Origin of the sequence: [Flexibacter] sp. ATCC 35208, assembly GCF_001975825.1 — a bacterium.
In the GTDB taxonomy this organism is placed as follows: Bacteria; Bacteroidota; Bacteroidia; order Chitinophagales; family Chitinophagaceae; genus Chitinophaga.
Window position 1 is genome coordinate 1 of the sequence record NZ_MTKN01000080.1, and the last position, 16,960, is coordinate 16,960.

Here is a 16,960-nt window from a genome sequence, read left to right on the forward strand (position 1 = left end):
CCGAGGTCCGAATACTTACGACCATTATCGCAAAATATATTTTACCAAAGGTACAGACAAACCTAAACCAATTGCTCCAACAGACACCTTGTTGAGTAAAATCATGCTTGGAACTTTAGCCTGTGTTCCTGCTTATGACAGATATTTCATAGACGGCTTAAAAGAAATGAAAATGGAGCATACAGGTTTCAATAAAATTTCATTAAACGAACTTTTCAATTTCATAGACAAGAACAGAAGCGATATTGACCGAGCACAACTGCTGATTGAGACCAAAACCCCAAAACATTATCCATTAATGAAAATATTGGATATGTATTTCTGGCAAATCGGTTACGACAAAGACGTTAAAAGCAGAAAAGAGAAAAAGTGATGCAAAACCACTGGCTAACATGGTTTTCGCGTTTGTTGGCGGACAGTCCGAATAGAAACATTTTTGATCTGGCATTTCTACTGTATAGTAGAAGATATAAAATTTAAAAATACCGGAATAATCCCCTGGTAAAAACTAATAAGACATACATAATTTCGTTAGCAGAATTTCTTGAAATGGTTTCCTAATTTATTCACTAATATACTTATAATAAGGAATACTATGCGCGTATTTTTTGTATTATAATATTCAGTTATTTTCTTAATGCATTATGATAAACGATCATGAATAAAAAAACCTCTATATCCGTTGAACTTCATTCTACAGCAAGAAGATATCCGTTTGATAAAAAGAAATTTTTCGTTGAATTGGATAAACCTGAGTTTTTTAAATATGCAATTTATCAAATGGAGGTACCGGGTCATATAAAGGAGTCAGATTTTGACTATTTACAAAGTAAAGCGCCTTTCTTAGAATCGTTAAATAATGATTATCTTGAATTGACTCAAAATACTATAATAAATCTCTGTAAAGATGATACTACTCAATAAGCTATTTCTGAACTCGCGGGGGTTGCCGTTGGACTAAAATATACAACTCTGTTGTTAGAAATAGATTTAAATAAGTTTAGAAAAATAGGTGTGCCGATTACGGGAAAGTACTTAGATTATGAGGTAATTGCTGAAGGGAAATTGTATCAGATAGAAACGAAGGGAACTACTCAGCAATATTATTCTAAAATGGTAAAAGACATCATTGAGAAAAAACAGGAAACTTCTAATGCATATTTACGATTTGGAACAGTTACCACATTACAGGGATATAAGTTTTTTCGTAGTTCAGAATGTATTGTCGTAGATGATCCTCCTGTGGAAAAATCTCCTGTAGATTCAGACTATTTTGAAAATCAATTAACGTACTATGCGATATATCTGAGTTTTATTCTGGATTCAAAATATTATAATAGGTACATTAAGTATGTTAAATTAAATAAAACCAGGAGAGTAAATATAAACAAGAATAAATTTTTCACAAGCTATGAATTCAAGGGGCGGATTTATTTTGGAGAGTGTTTTGATTACCGCCTAATAAGAAAAAATATTGACAATGCATTAAATACCAATTTACCTGAGAAAATGTCTGTTTTTGACTATTTAACTGAAAAGGTTGGAAGAACAAAGTTCTTCATTGGATTGGAAGAAGGATTACTTAAGGCCATAAATAAAAAAGATAGAACCTTCCTTGAAAAATACAATTCAGAGCGTATACTAGAGGATAATGCTGATACATATCGTTTTTTAGATACTGATGGCATTCTAATAATTAGATCTTTCAATAAAGCTGATAAGCAACTTGAACAAGTATTTGATGAAAAGGAAGTTGAAAAAAGAATTGGATTCTATCATAACTACATTCGTGGATTAGCACATAAATGTGGTGCTCCTTGCACCAGCCCCTCTATACAAGGAAAACCGTGCGAAATTCATACGTTTAGGGAATTTTGTCACTGGCATAGGTAAGATTAAAAAATACTCAATGGTAATTATTGGGTCGTGCTAAAATATAAAGGTTGAGCGATTGCAATAAGAGTATTTTTTTCAACTAATATTCTCTAAATTGATTTGTAGAAAAGATTATAAAAAAATAATCATTTATTCGCACTGGCAGCTGACGTAAGTGGATAAATAAGCTACGGCAGTGGTGTATCTGGATATAGTATTTAAATTATAACAGAAAATAGATTTAATAAATATGTCGAATGAAGCGGTAGTACATTCACGTGCAGGAGATGAATTTCATTACAGATGGGCAGCAAGGCGTTCATTAGGGCTCATATACCCTTATGCGGCATTAAAGAAATTAGTCATTGAGGGCTCTGAGGAAAATACAGATGCCGGAGAGTATGTAATAGATGTAACAGAGTATTATGAATATTCTGAAGAGAGAAGGATATGTTACTACCAACTTAAACATACTTCTGTTCTTAATGATGTTCCTTTCACAATAAGTGATTTGAGACGTACCATTGAGGGATTTGCGGAACGATTTATTTATCAGGAAGAGCATCCTGCAGAAATGGAGGGCGTTTCCATTAATTTTTCAATTATTACGAACAGACCTGTAGAAGAAAGTTTAAAGGCATTTATTTCGCAAATAATTGCTGATGAACCAGTAAGTGCAAGGTTTAAGAAGACAATTGAAAAATATACTAAGCTAAGAAATGAGCGGTTAAGATCCTTTTGCCGCCTTCTCGGATTTGAGGACGGAGAAGGGAGTTTTGGTGAGCAAAAATCACAACTAAAGGCAGAGATTAGCCAATTGGTAACTGGTGTAGTTGATAATGCCCAAATGGATAACTTGATTGCGCTGGTTAGGGACCGTGTCCTAAGGGATGGAGGAACAACTATCCTACGCGAGGATGTTCTATTAAGATTTGGTATCACTTCGGAGAGGGAGTTATATCCGGCACCACCGGATTGGGATTTTATGGGTGCAATCATTGAACGAGAACAGTATTCGCAAATAAGGACTGCTATATTTGAATCAGAGCGCCCAGTTATTGTTCATGCTCCAGGTGGTGTTGGAAAATCTGTTTTCTGCAGATATATGGGAGATCATTTGCCTCTGGGCTCTGTCGGCATTTCTTACGATTGTTTTGGCGCCGGCAGGTACAGAAATCGCAGTGAACCAAGACACAGACATCGGGATGCCTTAATTCAGATTATTAATGAACTGGCAGTCAAGGGGCTTTGTGATCCTTTACTTATTCAGGACACATCCCGTGACGAACATATTCTACAGAAATTTCTTTCAAGGATAGATACGGTAATAAAGGCATTAAGGAGAGAATGTGAAAAGGCACTCTTGGTAATTTTTATTGATGCGGCAGATAATGCAGAAATGGCCGCACAGGAATTTAACCAACCATGTTTTGCAAATGAGCTATTGCGGGAAAACCTGCCTGATGGCTGTAAACTTGTGATGTTATGCAGGACCGAACGTATTTCATTGCTAAAGCCTCCTCATTGGGTAAGCAGTATTGTGTTACCGCCATTTGCTGAAAAAGAAACACAGGAATATCTTGTGAAACATTATCCGAATGTAACACCGCAGCAAGGGCTGGAGTTTCACCGGCTAACAGGAGGAAATCCTAGAGTGCAGGCCAATGCACTGGGGTTTGGATATACAGCTATAAATGAACTACTGAGTAGCCTTGGTCCTGCAGGAACAACCGTTGATGATCAAATAGCGCATCAGCTGGAATCAGCAGTAAACAGACTCGAATATTTATCTGCTGAGGGCAGTCAGGGGAGTATTAACAGAATTTGTACGGGACTAGCTAGTTTACAGCCACATATCCCAATAAGTGTGTTGGCAAGGGCTGCCAGCGTACCAGAAGAGGCTGTGAGGAGTTTTATAGCGGATCTGGGCCGGGCTTTGTGGTTATCAGATTCCTCTGTACAGTTTAGGGATGAGCCGACAGAAACCTGGTTCAGGAAGCGTTTCCTTGCTGAAAAGGCAGTACTGGAAGCGTATATTAATGTTCTGGAGCCCTTAGCAGGACAGTTTTCCTATGTATCTGAAGTACTACCATTACTCTATTTACAGGCAGGGAGGTATGAACAGCTGATCAAAATAGCGATTTCTGATGACTTTCTTCCTTTAGATAATCCAATTGATGCCCGTAACATCAGAGTTTATCGCCTTCAGTTTGCTTTTAAAGCGGCATTAAAGGCGAAGAAGGTACCGGATGCAATTATGGTAGCAATGCGGGCTGGAGAGGAGATGGCGGGTAATAAACGGCAGGTTCGTTTGCTTTTTGAAAATATAGATTTACTAATACAACTACAGAGTAAGGAGAAAGTACATGAAATAGCCCTTAAGCATTTATTGAGTGGGCTGTGGGAAGGTTCAGAGAACATATATTCAGCGTCTTTGTTATCGGGAATAGCTGATTACAGAGGGGAGGCCAGTAGTTATCTGCGGGCAGCTGAAAGGTGGCTGGATATTTATTTGGATGAGTGGCAAAAAAATGGGAAACCGGATTATGACTTTGATGTAAATAACAAGGATTTACTAGAGCTCGCATATGCTTATAATAATCTGGAAGGATTTGCAGGATGCATGGGCTTTCTAGAACGTATACAATCAAATGACCAGGTTTTCTATACAGCTAAGTTACTAGTGGAAAGATTGATTGACGTTGCTGATTTTGATGCAACAATGTTATTATTACAGGGATGTAATAACAAGCCTTATTTAGTGATGGCAATCACGGATGAGCTTAATAGAATCGGTAAATTTCCAGCCCGGGTTGTTATAGAAAATTGTATTGATTTATTGTTGAAAACAAAGAACATTTTAGAATTTCCCGAATATGCCATTCAAAATCATTATCCCAATGCCCTTCTTTCTCTACTAGAAGCAGCTTTATATCATGGATTATCAAATGATAAGATTTTACATGTACTAAATGAATACATACCGCATAAAGCGGATACTCGGATAACTGATAATTATTCGGATTACAGATTATTCTTTTTCAGAGCTGTCGCATTACGATCATATTTAACGGGGAAGGATTTAGACCTGATTGAGATTATGCCGGAGGAGTATAAGAAAGGGCATTCTGATTATGAAGAGCAGCAACAAGCTCAAAAGGTGGGGCTAATGGCACAAGGGCTTTATCCATGGGCTCATTTAAGGTGTCAAGTTATAGGTAATAGTGTAGGAAATATTCAGGAAGGCTTAGATAGGGTAGATAGAGGATTTGAAGAAGTTATAAAACGACATTATAGGGATGTTGACAGGATGTCTGAAGAAGTTGCTAAACAATGTAGTGATATACTGAAATTTTTTTGCAGAGGAACTGAAGAAGAAATTTTCAAGATATATCAGCGGTATTTACATGCTAATAATCATTTTAACCAGGATAGCCGGCTAGAACTGACAAGGGTTGTGTACCGAAACAAACACTTGTTTTGTATAAAAGATGATGTAGAACATTCGACCTATAATGCAATTTCAGCAAATCCGGATGAAAGTGATGATACAGAAAGCTATGCAAGTTTGTATGTGAAGTTATCGAGAGCTGTATTAGTTGGTTCAAAAGATGATGCAATTGTTTATTTTGAAGAGGCCATAAATAAAGTTTCAAGGTATGGGGATGAACTTGTAAATCGCTGGGAGGCAATTGTAGCACAGGCAGACAGAGCCACCTTTGATGGTCCTTTGAGTGATGAGCTAGCATATAGGTTTATCCGCTGTGCAGAAGCAACAGGAGAATATGTGAACCGTGAGAAACACTGGGATAGGAGTTATGCCGTGGTGGTATGCGCCCGTATGTCTCCTAATATAGCGATAGCTGCATTGAGCAGATGGAGAGATAGGGATAAAGGAGACTGGACATATCAGTTGGGTGCGTTAGTAGAAGAGTTGGTGAAATCAAATTTAATTTCTTCCTCTGTTGGATGGGCAATGGGGCGGTTCTTGCCTGGATATAGTTTTCTAAGATTTGCTTCCTTACTATTGGAGCGGGAAAAATCTCCGGAGATCAGAAGACTTATACTAGATGAGTCAGTGAGGTTCTTAAGAAAAGATGGCAGCCCTGGTCAGGATTTTCAGCAGTTAGGTATTCTGGCAGCAAAATATGGGATTGAGAATAAGGAATTAAAGATGGTAAATGATTTTTACCATCTTTCTTCGAATATGGAAACAGTTGCCGGAAGAGGACGTAACGGTCTTAATACAACTACTATTGAAGAACTTAAGGAAGTTGTTGGCAGTTTTATGTTTACTGGTGATCTAATAAATGATTTCAGTGATTGGGAGATAGTGATGGACGAACGTGATATGTCAGATAGGGATACATTTTGGACGGTAGTGTTAGAATATATTAGTGAAAACAATATTATAGAATTCATAACCCTTTTGTTTACATCTGACAAACCCGACATTTCTGATATCTCATGTGTGTTAAAATTAGCGTCAAATAAATATGGTAGGAAAGTAAGTTTTGTTAGAAAATGGCCAGCTCTTATAAAAGAGCTTGGAAAAAAAATTGCAGATGAATTGTCTTCGTTTTACTATGTTATGAATATAACAGATGAATTAGGACTTAATGATCATCATATTGATATTTTAAAAGATGGCATAGTTGATGGATTAGGTGCAGGAGAGGAATTTGAAAATGCAGAAACCTTTTTTAACTTCTCTAGGTTAGCTGTTACAAAGTTAAGTGCTGAAGAAAGTGAAAAACTTGTAGTATTTGCATTGTCAAGGTTTGAGCTTCATATAGAAAATGACTTTGGTGATGGTATGTGGGACAATTGGCTTCATACCACAAATGATGTTAATACTTGTATAGCTGGCTTTATCTGGTGTGCACTTGGGGAACCAGTTTCTTCTGTTCGTTGGATGGCAGCTCATTGTGTGAGGACGCTGATTGAGCTAAATGTTGAGAATATTCTGGATTGTCTGATTGAATGGATGGAAAAATGCAATCCGGGAGAATTTGGGAGTAGAGGTTTTAGCTTTTATGATTTACATGCCAAACTATATTTATTGATTGCGATTGCAAGAGCCTCAATGGATCACCCCGGAATAGTAAAAAAATACCATGCTACTTTTCTTAAATATGCTATGTCGATGCCACATATCCTGATCCAACAATTTGCTGCTGATATTGCAAGGAACATAGAGAAAGCCTATCCTGGTACCTATAACACCGAAGTTTTAAGTGCAATAGATGAAATTGGGAAGTGGAAATCTAGTAATAATTCATTTGATAATGAAGATCCAGTTGATAGTTACTGGCATGCTAATGGGTTGATTAAACCAAGTATAAAATTTTCGTTTGCACATGATTTTGATAGTTATTGGTATGAGCCATTAGGAGAAGTTTTTGGGGTATCCCAATCTCAGGTGATGGAGTTAGCCGGAGATGTAATTATGCATGAACTAGGTTGGAAAGAGACAATTATTAGAGACCCCCGGGGTAATATGAGGAATCGTTATTACTCTAGTAGTAGGGGAACCTGGCATTCTCATGGAGCATATCCAAAGGTAGATGATCTCAGGTTTTATTTATCATATCATGCCATGTTGATAGTCGCCGCTAAGCTTCTTGATAAAATGCCTGTTATATCATCGGAAGCATCTGATAGTGGTAATGAATGGACGGATTGGATTGCCACGCATTCGTTGTCTGCAAAAGATGGCAGGTGGTTGTCTGATTTCAAAAGCCCTGTGCCAATAAAAAGGCCATTATGGATTGAGGGAGAAGCATCGCTGGATACTTGGTTGGAGGGTGTGACAATAGATGATTACATTAATGCTATTGTGAATGGGGAAACCGGAGAGTTGTACCTGAATATCCATGGGCGCTGGTTAGAAAGAGGTAAAGGGCGGGAAGAAAGTTATTCGGTAAGTACAGCCTTGGTATCTAAAGCCGGTTCAGATTCCCTGCTTTTGGCTTTAAATACTTATGAGAATCCTTATGACTATAAGCTACCATTATGGCAACAAAATACCTATGAAATAGAAAGTGAAGGTGTCTGGCTGAAAGGCTGGGTTATTGATGGTGTAGATGCCACATATTTAGATGAGCTTGACCCTTTTGCTGGTGATATAGGATTTCCACTTCACTCTTTAGGAAATGATTTTACTGTTAATAACAAGTGTGTTGTTTGTGATAGTTGGAGTAAACCTGCCCGTTATTCAGATGAAAAAGCTGATCAGCGGGGTAAACGTTTGAGAGCAACTATCCCGTTTTTAATTTCGATATGTGAGCAATTTGAATGTGAAATTATTTTTGATGTATTGATAAGAAGAAACCAAGATTCTTCCTATAGATCAGTAACAGATGAGTATATAAAACCTAAACATAAACTATTTATTTTTTCAGCAAATGGAAAACTCCGAGACGAAAGAACAAATTATCAACTTGGGTAAACTCTTCTTGAAGGAGTTAAGTTATGAAAATGAAAATGATCTTATGATCCGATGGATGGCGCATTATCTGGCCGAGAAAATGAAATTAGTAGATCAGGCGGAAGGTACATTGAAGGAGGCAGTGGAAAAAGAGTGCTTCAATATTATACTGAAGTTATGGGAAAGGCGTTGGTCGCTTCCCCCTAGTCGCAGGCCATTGAGAAATTTCGAACCAATTTTAGATACACTTAGGAAGTTAAGTCCGGATGAGAATGATCTATTCTATCCGTATGGTCTGGATGAAGTGGAGACAGAGGACGATCCGGCAGGAGAAAAAGTAAAGCATTGGCTTGGTATCGTAAAAAGTGTAGATGAGACTGCTAGAGTGTTAATCAGGTATGCATTGAACCAGGCGGCAGATAACTCGGAAAATGAGGATACAAAGGGTTGGTTGTATGCAGGGCGGAATTTGGATGATTTGGGAGATATAAGTGCAATGTGGCTATTTAGAGAAAAATATGGTTCTTTAAATGAGGCAGTTGAGGATATGGACAGTGCCAGTATGTTAAGGCAGCAAAAAATTGAATTATATAAAGCAAGGATTGAAGACCTTCAGAAATTTAAAGGTGTGTATGAGGAAATTCTGAAATCTTATGAAACTCAATATAAGAAGGCATCGGAAGAATGACCTACCTTTAAAAAAGACAATCTCACTGTATCATTTGTATTAAACATGGTTGAACTTTATTTGTAATCATAAGATTTGTAGACCTCATGCTGCAAAATAACTTGACCATGATTTATGTTAAAGATGTTGGCAGAAGCAAATTATAAATTAACAAAGTATTTAAATAACCAGGGATCTTATGAATGCTTTTTTTTTCTCAAATGCCCACAAGTAAATTCCAATATTTCACATGGCTCAACACCAATCGCTAAAGCAATAACATATAGTTCCTCTGCTCTTAACCAAGCTTTCTCCTTTAAAGTCAATTCACTTAATCGTGCTTTACTTAACCCTGTTTTACGTGCCACTTCTGACTTATTAATAGATTTGAGTATAAGATATTCCCCTAGCTTAGTCATTGATTGTAAAGGTTTTCTGTAAATATTTATAGAGGAAAAATAAATAATTATAGAAATTCTGTCATCATATTTGTAATTATGATAGATTTTCATTAAAATAGTACCGAAATTAAATACTAATTTAAAGACTTTCTATACAATTGAAAATTTATATAACAATGTGTTTCAATACTTCATGACAATAATCTAAATTGCAAACACTTAAAATATTAAGCGCGTTTGCTTTAATTCTCGGTCCCCTGAAACTACGACCTTCTAAGAACCCGAGAAATAAGGTAAATCGCTCACGTCATAGGCGTGGGCGTTCTTATTCGGTTCAGGGTGTCGTAGCCCATGGGGACGGTAAGGACTAACCCACGTCTTTTTTTATTCCTACCCAAGCTGGTTAGTCCTTACAAGCAATTCAATTCCCCATTTCTCACCTTTTAATTTTTGCTATGAATTGTAAGGCTAATAAAAGCTATCACCCTTATTTTTTACCTGTAATAACTTTTTACCTATCCCAATCTGATGCTTCTTTGTTAACCCTTAAACCTAGCCTGGTATGAGTTACAATGAATATCCAGATTCAGCATATTTCCCTCAGAATCTCAGAACTGAACACATTAAAGATCCTTACCTGGTGCTTTATGAGTTTTTTGATTATTGTGGATTGCCAGAAGTAAGAAGAACATTCTGGGAATTTTTTAAAGCTGCCGTAACGGGAAAGTTCAATAAGGAAAGCTATAAGTATGTTCGGGTTTCCATTGTCGAACTATACGAAAAAATACAGAAACTTATTGAGGCTGCGCATTTAATTAATGAGGAATACAAAAAGAAGAGAGAGTTGCAGGTAAGTGAAGTGACAGACATTCAATATGTGTCCAACTTTGGCAAAAAGCAACATGAAGAAAAGATTATCCAAATTATTAAAGATTCGGTTAAGCCAAAACGCATTTACACACTGTGTAATATTGATGCAGACAGCCAACAAGAGCCTAAATATGATTATCTCGTCGTAGTTCCTGAAAATTTTCCCCAGTCTTTCGATGATATAAAAGAGTTGATAGAAAATGCCTGTTTAGAATTGCCACCCATTTCTGTTTCATTCGTAAAGGAGAACCAATTTTCCATTGATTTAGGTAATTAATGAATAGGTTCTTTACGCCATCACTCTCAAAATTCTGTTATGATATTATCACCTAATAATTCGGTCGGAACATATCCCGCAGATATAGAAGCTATGCAGAGATTCATGGGAATGTTAGCCCATGAAATGAGAACACAAATAGCGGGTATCTGTACTGCAAGTAAAATGCTCCTAAATGAAAAGGAGTACAGAAAGAATACAAACTTTTACCTTTCTCACATTAATTGTATGAGTGTGAATGTGCTGCATGTTTTAAATAACATGATGGCAACAACCACAATTGGAGATGGGAGACTATCTACAAATATAGTATCGAAACGCATCCAGATCCGCCAATGGTTAAAAGAACAGATTCAGCAGTATAAGTTACTCACTTCTACCCGTTCGGTTAAAATCAGAATCAGTCTTCGCCGTGCGGTGCCTGAGTTCATTGTGACGGATGAAATAAAGCTGGGCCAAATTTTAAAGAACTTAATAGACAACGCTCTGAAATTTGCCCCCTCTGATACAGATGTCTTAGTATGTATCAGTTCTTTGGGAGAAACTCGTCTGTTATTTCAAATATCTGATCATGGGGAGGGAATTCCTGCTGATAAAATCCCTTTCTTATTTCAGCCGTTTCATCCAATTGATGAAGGTTTAGGGAGAATGGGATTAGGATTATATATCAGTAAACTCTATACTTCTTCTTTAGGCGGTGATCTAATGTTGGCTAAAAGCGATAAGAAAGGAACGACTTTTTTATTTCTTATTGATACACAATGTCAGGCCAACCCAATTGTTAAAAATTTAATACATTAATATGAACACAACGAATATCCAACAGCTTTCTAAACCACAATTAGCGATACTGGTACAATTAATTCAGAAAATTGTAGAAACTGTTTCTCCTTTAAAAATTATATGTTATGGCTATCGTACCACTACCATGATTAATTGGAGCTGCTTCTTCAATAGCGAAACCAATGTTAGGACAATGTATCCAACTTTTGATTTATTGCTCATAACCAATGATAGTGAGAAAAGACCCAATCATGAAATAATTGAAATTGTAGAAAAACATGCAGCTGCGGTAGAGTGTGATGCTACTACTATTGTGGAGCATCAGAAAGCTGTTAACAAGGGATTAGAGAATGGTAAGCGGTTTGTTTCTACAGTATTTCTTTATGGTGCGATCCTATATAATAATGACACCGATGTAACCATTCCAGCAAAAGAACTGGGAAGCACTGTATTGAATAAATTGATAGAGGATAACTGGCAAAGGTATTTTGGCTTGGCTCATCGTTTTTTCAAGACGGCTAACTATTGTTTTGAGAATGGCTGGTATGAACAGACCATTATTGATTTACACAATTCAGTAGAACATGCCTGTATTGCTATATTAAAGGTTTGTACAGGCTATCGACCTACAACCCGTAATCTTTCCCGGTTGTTAGCCCTGACATGTAATTTCTCCCAGGAATTAATGGTTGTTTTTCCACGACTTACAAAGGAAGAAATATACTTTTTTAATACACTAAATAGGGCATATTCAGACGCTCGTTATAACGAGAAATTCACAGTATCTAATGAAGTAGCCAAAATAATAATGGGAAGGGTTGCAACTTTAATTGGCTTAGTAGAAAAACTATATGAGAAGAAAAGGCTTTGCATAGAAGCCGTTCAACCAATTAGCTTTCCCTTAAATTTAAATAGCCAATGAGCCAGGCTGGTAGTAGGAGGCATAACACAGAACAAAGATTGAAGGTCTTCATGTATTATATTGGGGAAGAATTGTATTCATTGAGGAAAAGCCAAAAGAAAAGTATAAAGGCCGTTGCAAAGGATACCAAAATGTCATCCAGAATAATAAGTCAGATAGAAAGAGGAATATACGAAAATTTCTATGTTTCAAGACTACTGCGCCTTTGTAAGTATTATAAGGTTGATATAGTGGAAATGTTAGGTCGTGCAGAGGATAAGGACCGGAACAACACTATTTAAACATACTTTCAACTGAAATCAAATTGTGTTCAATCATTTTCAATCGGTTTTCATTATGTTTTCAATCTGTTTTCAAATGGCAATGTCTCGTCCTGTCTCGTCCTGAAATAGGTTTACACCCTGGTGAGATAATCCTGATTTTAGTTTACATCAGGTTTAGGCCCAAAACTCCCCAAGCAGGAAATATTTAGCATAATTTGGGGAAATTCGACATAAAACTACATAAAACTACACAAAACGACATAATCCGGACATTGCCTTTTTCGACGGTGGTAATTTTGTAGAAAAAAAAACTATGACTAAACTCACAAGACAGGTATTTGATATACCGGCCGATATTATGCTGGATGTATGCAGTTTAATTTGCGAACACGAACTTGAGCATACCATCATGGAAGTAGATGAGGATGAAGATACAATCAGTCTTGAATTACAGTATAGTAAACAGGACAGGAAAGTAATTCATAAGATAGAGGATATGATAGCTGATAACAGTGATGAAGAAGGTGACGATGACGAGGAAGATGATGATGATCAGGATGAATAGTAGTATCCGTAATAGGGAGTGTAATTAATTTTATACTCCCTATTGCATTATGAGTATTATTTTTTCATTTTAATTTCTTCCTATGTGCAACACTGAGTTAACTGAACCATCAGAGGATACTGAAAGCCTAAATATATCAGACCCTGAGCTTTTAATAACACTTAAAATATTCGCGAGGATTCTACTATCTGTTAACCACTCAGAACACATTGAGACACCATTTGTAAATCTTAATCCATCACCTGAAAAATTAGCCGCATGAGTATTATTAACGCTTTTAAACAATTTGGAAACTATTCCAAAAAACAACCTGTTAAAGTGGCCGCACAGGCAGCAGTGGTATATACCAGGGTATCCAGTAAGGAACAGGCAGACCATAATTTAAGCCTGGATGTTCAGCGTAAATCAATCGAAGAATCTGCCCGCAAGAACAATTTGGGTATCATCGGTTACTTTGGAGGTACTTATGAAAGCGCTAAAACCGACGGTCGTAAAGAGTTTAATCGGATGATGGACTTTATTAAAACCCGCAAGGGGAAAGTGAGCCATATATTAGTTTATACGCTTGATCGTTTCTCCCGAACAGGAGGTGCTGCTATTAAATTAGCAGAGGAATTAAGGGAGAATTATGGTGTTACCATATTTGCGGTAACTCAGCCAACAGATACATCTAATCCTAGTGGTGTGTTGCATCAAAATATCACGTTTTTGTTTAGTCAGTACGATAATCAACTTCGTAAGCAAAAGGCAGTAGCAGGTATGATAGAAAAATTTGACAAAGGTATTTGGGTTACTAAGCCACCACAGGGATATGATATAGTGAAGATTAACGGCCAGCGTAAGATTGTTGTGAACGAGGTAGGTAAAAAGATCAGAAAGGCATTTATCTGGAAGGCTGAGGGTATGAAGAATGAGGAAATTATTTCCAGGCTGAAGGCTATGGGAGTTAAGATGTATAAGCAGCAGTTAACTAAGATATTTAAACGGCCGTTCTATTGCGGTATGATTAACCACGGGCTATTGGAAGGTAAAATAGTCGAAGGTGACCATGAAAAGATGATAAGCCCTGAAATCTTTTTAAAGGTCAATAACATTCATCAGGGTTCGGGAGGATAATGGAGTACCACACAAAAAAGAACAAGATGCTGTACCCCTTAAAATCTTCATTAAATGTGATACCTGCAACCAGCCATTTACAGGTTATGTAGTCAAAGCAAAATCACTGTGGTATTACAAGTGCCGAAAGGATGGCTGTAAATGCAATAGAAGCGCCAATAGGATGCACGAACTGTTTGAGCAGTTACTAAGTCAATTCTGTTTTGAAGATAATCAGATAGCATCCCTTAGAAAGGTACTTATTGAAGAGTATTATGACAGGAACAGGGAAAATTTGGAACAACAGAAAATATTAACCGCCCAATTAAAGGAGGTAGATAACAAGATCGACGGCTTGGAGGAAAGTAGGTATGTATTAAAAGAAATAGGGCAGGAGACGTTCGATAAGTTTTATTCCCGGTATAGTAAGGAGCGGAATCTCATTTCCACCAAACTGGAAAAATGTTCAGGAAGCATTTCGAACCCTGAAGAAGTAATAAACCAAGCCATAGCTCTTTCTTCCAATCTCGCTATGGTATGGCGTTCCAGTAACACAGGTGCAAAAGAAAAGCTACAAACTCTCATATTCCCCAACGGAATCATCTATGACCGCCAAAATGAGTCATTTCGAACTCCAACAGTCAATTATATTTTCAACCGTATTGCCCAACAGGTGGGCAATACGGATTCTAACGAAAAAGGGACCGATCATCATTTAGATAATCAGTCCCTCTTAGCGGAGAAAGAGGGATTCGAACCCCCGGACCTGTTACAGTCAACGGTTTTCAAGACCGCCGCATTCGACCGCTCTGCCATTTCTCCGCTGCAAATGTGAAAAACTGAATGAAAATCTCCAAATATTTTTTCAAAATGTGTAAAACATTTTTCAAATATATCTCACCAACCCGCCCAAAAACACCTACAAATCACTCCTCAAAACCGCGCCACTACTAGCATTCGTCACTAACGCCCTATACTACCTCAGCCATCTTGAAGTCAACACCTTTTTTACCACCATAAACTCCTTTTTCCTCTTTTCTATCTCCTCATTCCCCAATCTCACCTCCAAAGTATGCCTATCCATATCAATCTCATCTCTACAATCCTATCACCCCCCTTCAGCGCCTCCGGTGACACATGTCCAATAGACGCTCCCCTCGTCGCCCTACTAAACCTTCCATCAGTAATCAACGCCACAGAACTACCCAATCCCATCCCCCCCATAATCAAACTCGTCGGTGTCAGCATCTCCTGCATCCCAGGCCCGCCTTTCTGCCCCTCATACCTGATCACCACCACATCTCCGGCCTTCACTTTCCCCATCAATATCCCTTCAATCACCTTCGGCTGCCCATCAAAACACACCGCTTTCCCGCGTATACACCCTGGCACCCGTAATACCCGCCGTCTTAATCACCGCTCCATGTTCCGCCAGGTTCCCATACAAAATCGCCAATCCACCTACCTGATTATAAGAATGATCAATCTGGTGAATGATCCGCTCGTCCTTAATCTCCGCATCCTCAATCTTTTCAAAGATCGTCTCCCCACTCACCGTCAGGTGATCAATTAACACCCCATTGCCTCTTTTATTCATCGCATTCACCCCCGCCAGCCTGAATCGTTCTCTTGCTACATCATCTTTTACTATCTCACAAATTCTCTTCGCTGCTCTTCTAACAATGCTTCCCGTTCAGGTGTTTGCGTGAGTATCGTTCCATTCCCTGGCAGCGCAATACCCATCACTTCCATCAGCGTATTCATAGAGTTCGCTGTAAACATACCGGAACAACTACCACCACTGGGACAGGCATTACACACAGTATCCCTGCTGTATGTTTTCCTCCGCTTCAAAAGCAGTAGCCATATCGATAGGAGTACCATCTTTCTTATACCCTTTCGCCATAGGTCCACTGCTCACAAACATAGTAGGTATAGTCACCCTGAGTGAATCCATGATCATGCCTGGCACAATTTCATCACAATTAGGAATCGCGATCATGGCATCCGTTTTATGTGCATTCATCACACTCTCCACCGAACTTGCAATCAGTTTTCTACTCAGCAATGAATACAGCATACCTTCATGCCCCATCGCAATACCGTCGTCAACACCGATCGTGTTGAATTCAAACGGCACGCAGCCATTCGCCAGAATTTCATCCTTAATGATTTCCGCTACATTATTCAGGAAAAAGTGCCCTGGAATAATTTCAATAAATGAATTTGCAACGCCAATAGCAGGGTTGTTAAAATCTTCATCAGTCAAAATCGAAAAAATGGCAGAGTCGGCCGACGTCGTTAAAAAGTCCTTAAAATATTATTTTCATAAAAATTGATGTTATTTCTACAGGAATTTTTTTTAAATTCGGTAACCTTAACCCACTGTTCTATGCAACTCGAAAAAATCGTAGCTCAGGGAAATAACCTTACTAGAGACCAATTATTAACTGTGCAGGGAGGAAATGCTCCTTCATCAACATTATCAGGCCCTACCGGCATAGATCCCGGAGCATCTGCATCAACAGATTATGAGGACAACGATTCAGATTGATGCCATTAATATAAGGTCGCTTTTAAGAATGTTCTATTTTAGTTAACTTTAGCTAATCCAATGTCCATGCAACGTGAGAAACTTCCCCCCACCAAAGAATGTTTAATACTTTACCACCAAAGGCGCGTATAACAAGGATCTCGGATCATTTACAGCCATTAGTAGGGATGATCAGTACGCAGACTGATAAATAGTGATCATCTACTTTTACTTTCTCTATAACGAATATTGGGAGTGGACATTTATGCCTTGCTTTAT

The 16,960-nt window shown here is 37.9% G+C and carries 15 protein-coding genes, 1 tRNA gene and 1 pseudogene; 12 read left to right on the forward strand and 5 right to left on the reverse strand.

Features of this window, described 5'->3' with window-relative positions; genetic code table 11:
• The 5 genes from BW716_RS30725 to BW716_RS30745 all read left to right on the forward strand — a co-directional run.
• On the forward strand, window positions 1-373 hold a 373-nt coding region (locus BW716_RS30725; RefSeq protein ID WP_220388870.1), incomplete at its 5' end, for a hypothetical protein.
• Window positions 374-657: 284 nt separating this feature from the next.
• Window positions 658-924 (forward strand): hypothetical protein, encoded by a 267-nt coding sequence (locus BW716_RS30730; protein WP_083729905.1) that lies wholly within the window; start codon window positions 658-660, stop codon window positions 922-924.
• Window positions 925-975: 51 nt separating this feature from the next.
• Window positions 976-1,893 (forward strand): hypothetical protein, encoded by a 918-nt coding sequence (locus BW716_RS30735; protein ID WP_083729906.1) that lies wholly within the window; start codon window positions 976-978, stop codon window positions 1,891-1,893.
• A 232-nt stretch (window positions 1,894-2,125) separates the two neighbouring features.
• A complete protein-coding gene (locus tag BW716_RS30740) occupies window positions 2,126-8,326 on the forward strand; it encodes a hypothetical protein (protein WP_083729907.1) in 6,201 nt (2,066 codons plus the stop codon).
• Window positions 8,283-8,993: a hypothetical protein gene (locus BW716_RS30745; protein WP_083729908.1), complete on the forward strand. Its 711-nt coding sequence runs from the start codon at window positions 8,283-8,285 to the stop codon at window positions 8,991-8,993. Before BW716_RS30740 ends, BW716_RS30745 begins: the two co-directional genes overlap by 44 nt.
• A gap of 176 nt (window positions 8,994-9,169) precedes the next feature.
• Here BW716_RS30745 and BW716_RS30750 read toward each other — a convergent pair whose 3' ends face one another.
• Entirely contained in the window at window positions 9,170-9,391 is a 222-nt protein-coding gene (locus BW716_RS30750; RefSeq protein ID WP_083729909.1) for a helix-turn-helix transcriptional regulator, read from the reverse strand.
• 544 nt (window positions 9,392-9,935) lie between these two features.
• On the opposite strand from BW716_RS30750, the gene BW716_RS30755 reads away from it, so the two are divergent.
• The 6 genes from BW716_RS30755 (at window position 9,936) to BW716_RS30785 (ending at window position 14,169) form a co-directional block, all read left to right on the forward strand.
• Complete coding sequence (locus BW716_RS30755; protein WP_083729910.1) at window positions 9,936-10,520, forward strand: hypothetical protein; 585 nt, start codon at window positions 9,936-9,938, stop codon at window positions 10,518-10,520.
• A 39-nt stretch (window positions 10,521-10,559) separates the two neighbouring features.
• Window positions 10,560-11,321, forward strand: a complete 762-nt coding sequence (locus BW716_RS30760) for a sensor histidine kinase KdpD (RefSeq protein WP_083729911.1) — start codon at window positions 10,560-10,562, stop codon at window positions 11,319-11,321.
• A gap of 1 nt (window position 11,322) precedes the next feature.
• Window positions 11,323-12,225 (forward strand): HEPN domain-containing protein, encoded by a 903-nt coding sequence (locus BW716_RS30765; RefSeq protein ID WP_083729912.1) that lies wholly within the window; start codon window positions 11,323-11,325, stop codon window positions 12,223-12,225.
• A 50-nt stretch (window positions 12,226-12,275) separates the two neighbouring features.
• Window positions 12,276-12,506, forward strand: a complete 231-nt coding sequence (locus BW716_RS39250) for a helix-turn-helix domain-containing protein (RefSeq protein ID WP_368678131.1) — start codon at window positions 12,276-12,278, stop codon at window positions 12,504-12,506.
• 295 nt (window positions 12,507-12,801) lie between these two features.
• Entirely contained in the window at window positions 12,802-13,053 is a 252-nt protein-coding gene (locus tag BW716_RS30775) for a hypothetical protein (RefSeq protein WP_072364311.1), read from the forward strand.
• Between the two features lie 258 nt (window positions 13,054-13,311).
• Window positions 13,312-14,169, forward strand: a complete 858-nt coding sequence (locus BW716_RS30785) for a recombinase family protein (RefSeq protein ID WP_083729915.1) — start codon at window positions 13,312-13,314, stop codon at window positions 14,167-14,169.
• 716 nt (window positions 14,170-14,885) lie between these two features.
• Here BW716_RS30785 and BW716_RS30790 read toward each other — a convergent pair.
• The 4 genes and pseudogenes from BW716_RS30790 to BW716_RS37180 form a co-directional block, all read right to left on the reverse strand.
• Window positions 14,886-14,970 (reverse strand) — tRNA-Ser (locus BW716_RS30790).
• A gap of 237 nt (window positions 14,971-15,207) precedes the next feature.
• Window positions 15,208-15,471: a dihydroxy-acid dehydratase gene (locus BW716_RS38635; RefSeq protein WP_179091345.1), complete on the reverse strand. Its 264-nt coding sequence runs from the start codon at window positions 15,469-15,471 to the stop codon at window positions 15,208-15,210.
• Window positions 15,472-15,502: 31 nt separating this feature from the next.
• Window positions 15,503-15,745, reverse strand: a complete 243-nt coding sequence (locus BW716_RS38640; RefSeq protein WP_179091346.1) for a dihydroxy-acid dehydratase — start codon at window positions 15,743-15,745, stop codon at window positions 15,503-15,505.
• A 50-nt stretch (window positions 15,746-15,795) separates the two neighbouring features.
• A pseudogene (locus BW716_RS37180) lies at window positions 15,796-16,417 on the reverse strand (dihydroxy-acid dehydratase).
• 123 nt (window positions 16,418-16,540) lie between these two features.
• Here BW716_RS37180 and BW716_RS37185 point away from each other — a divergent pair.
• Window positions 16,541-16,702, forward strand: a complete 162-nt coding sequence (locus tag BW716_RS37185; RefSeq protein WP_179091349.1) for a hypothetical protein — start codon at window positions 16,541-16,543, stop codon at window positions 16,700-16,702.
• Window positions 16,703-16,960 lie beyond the last annotated feature (258 nt).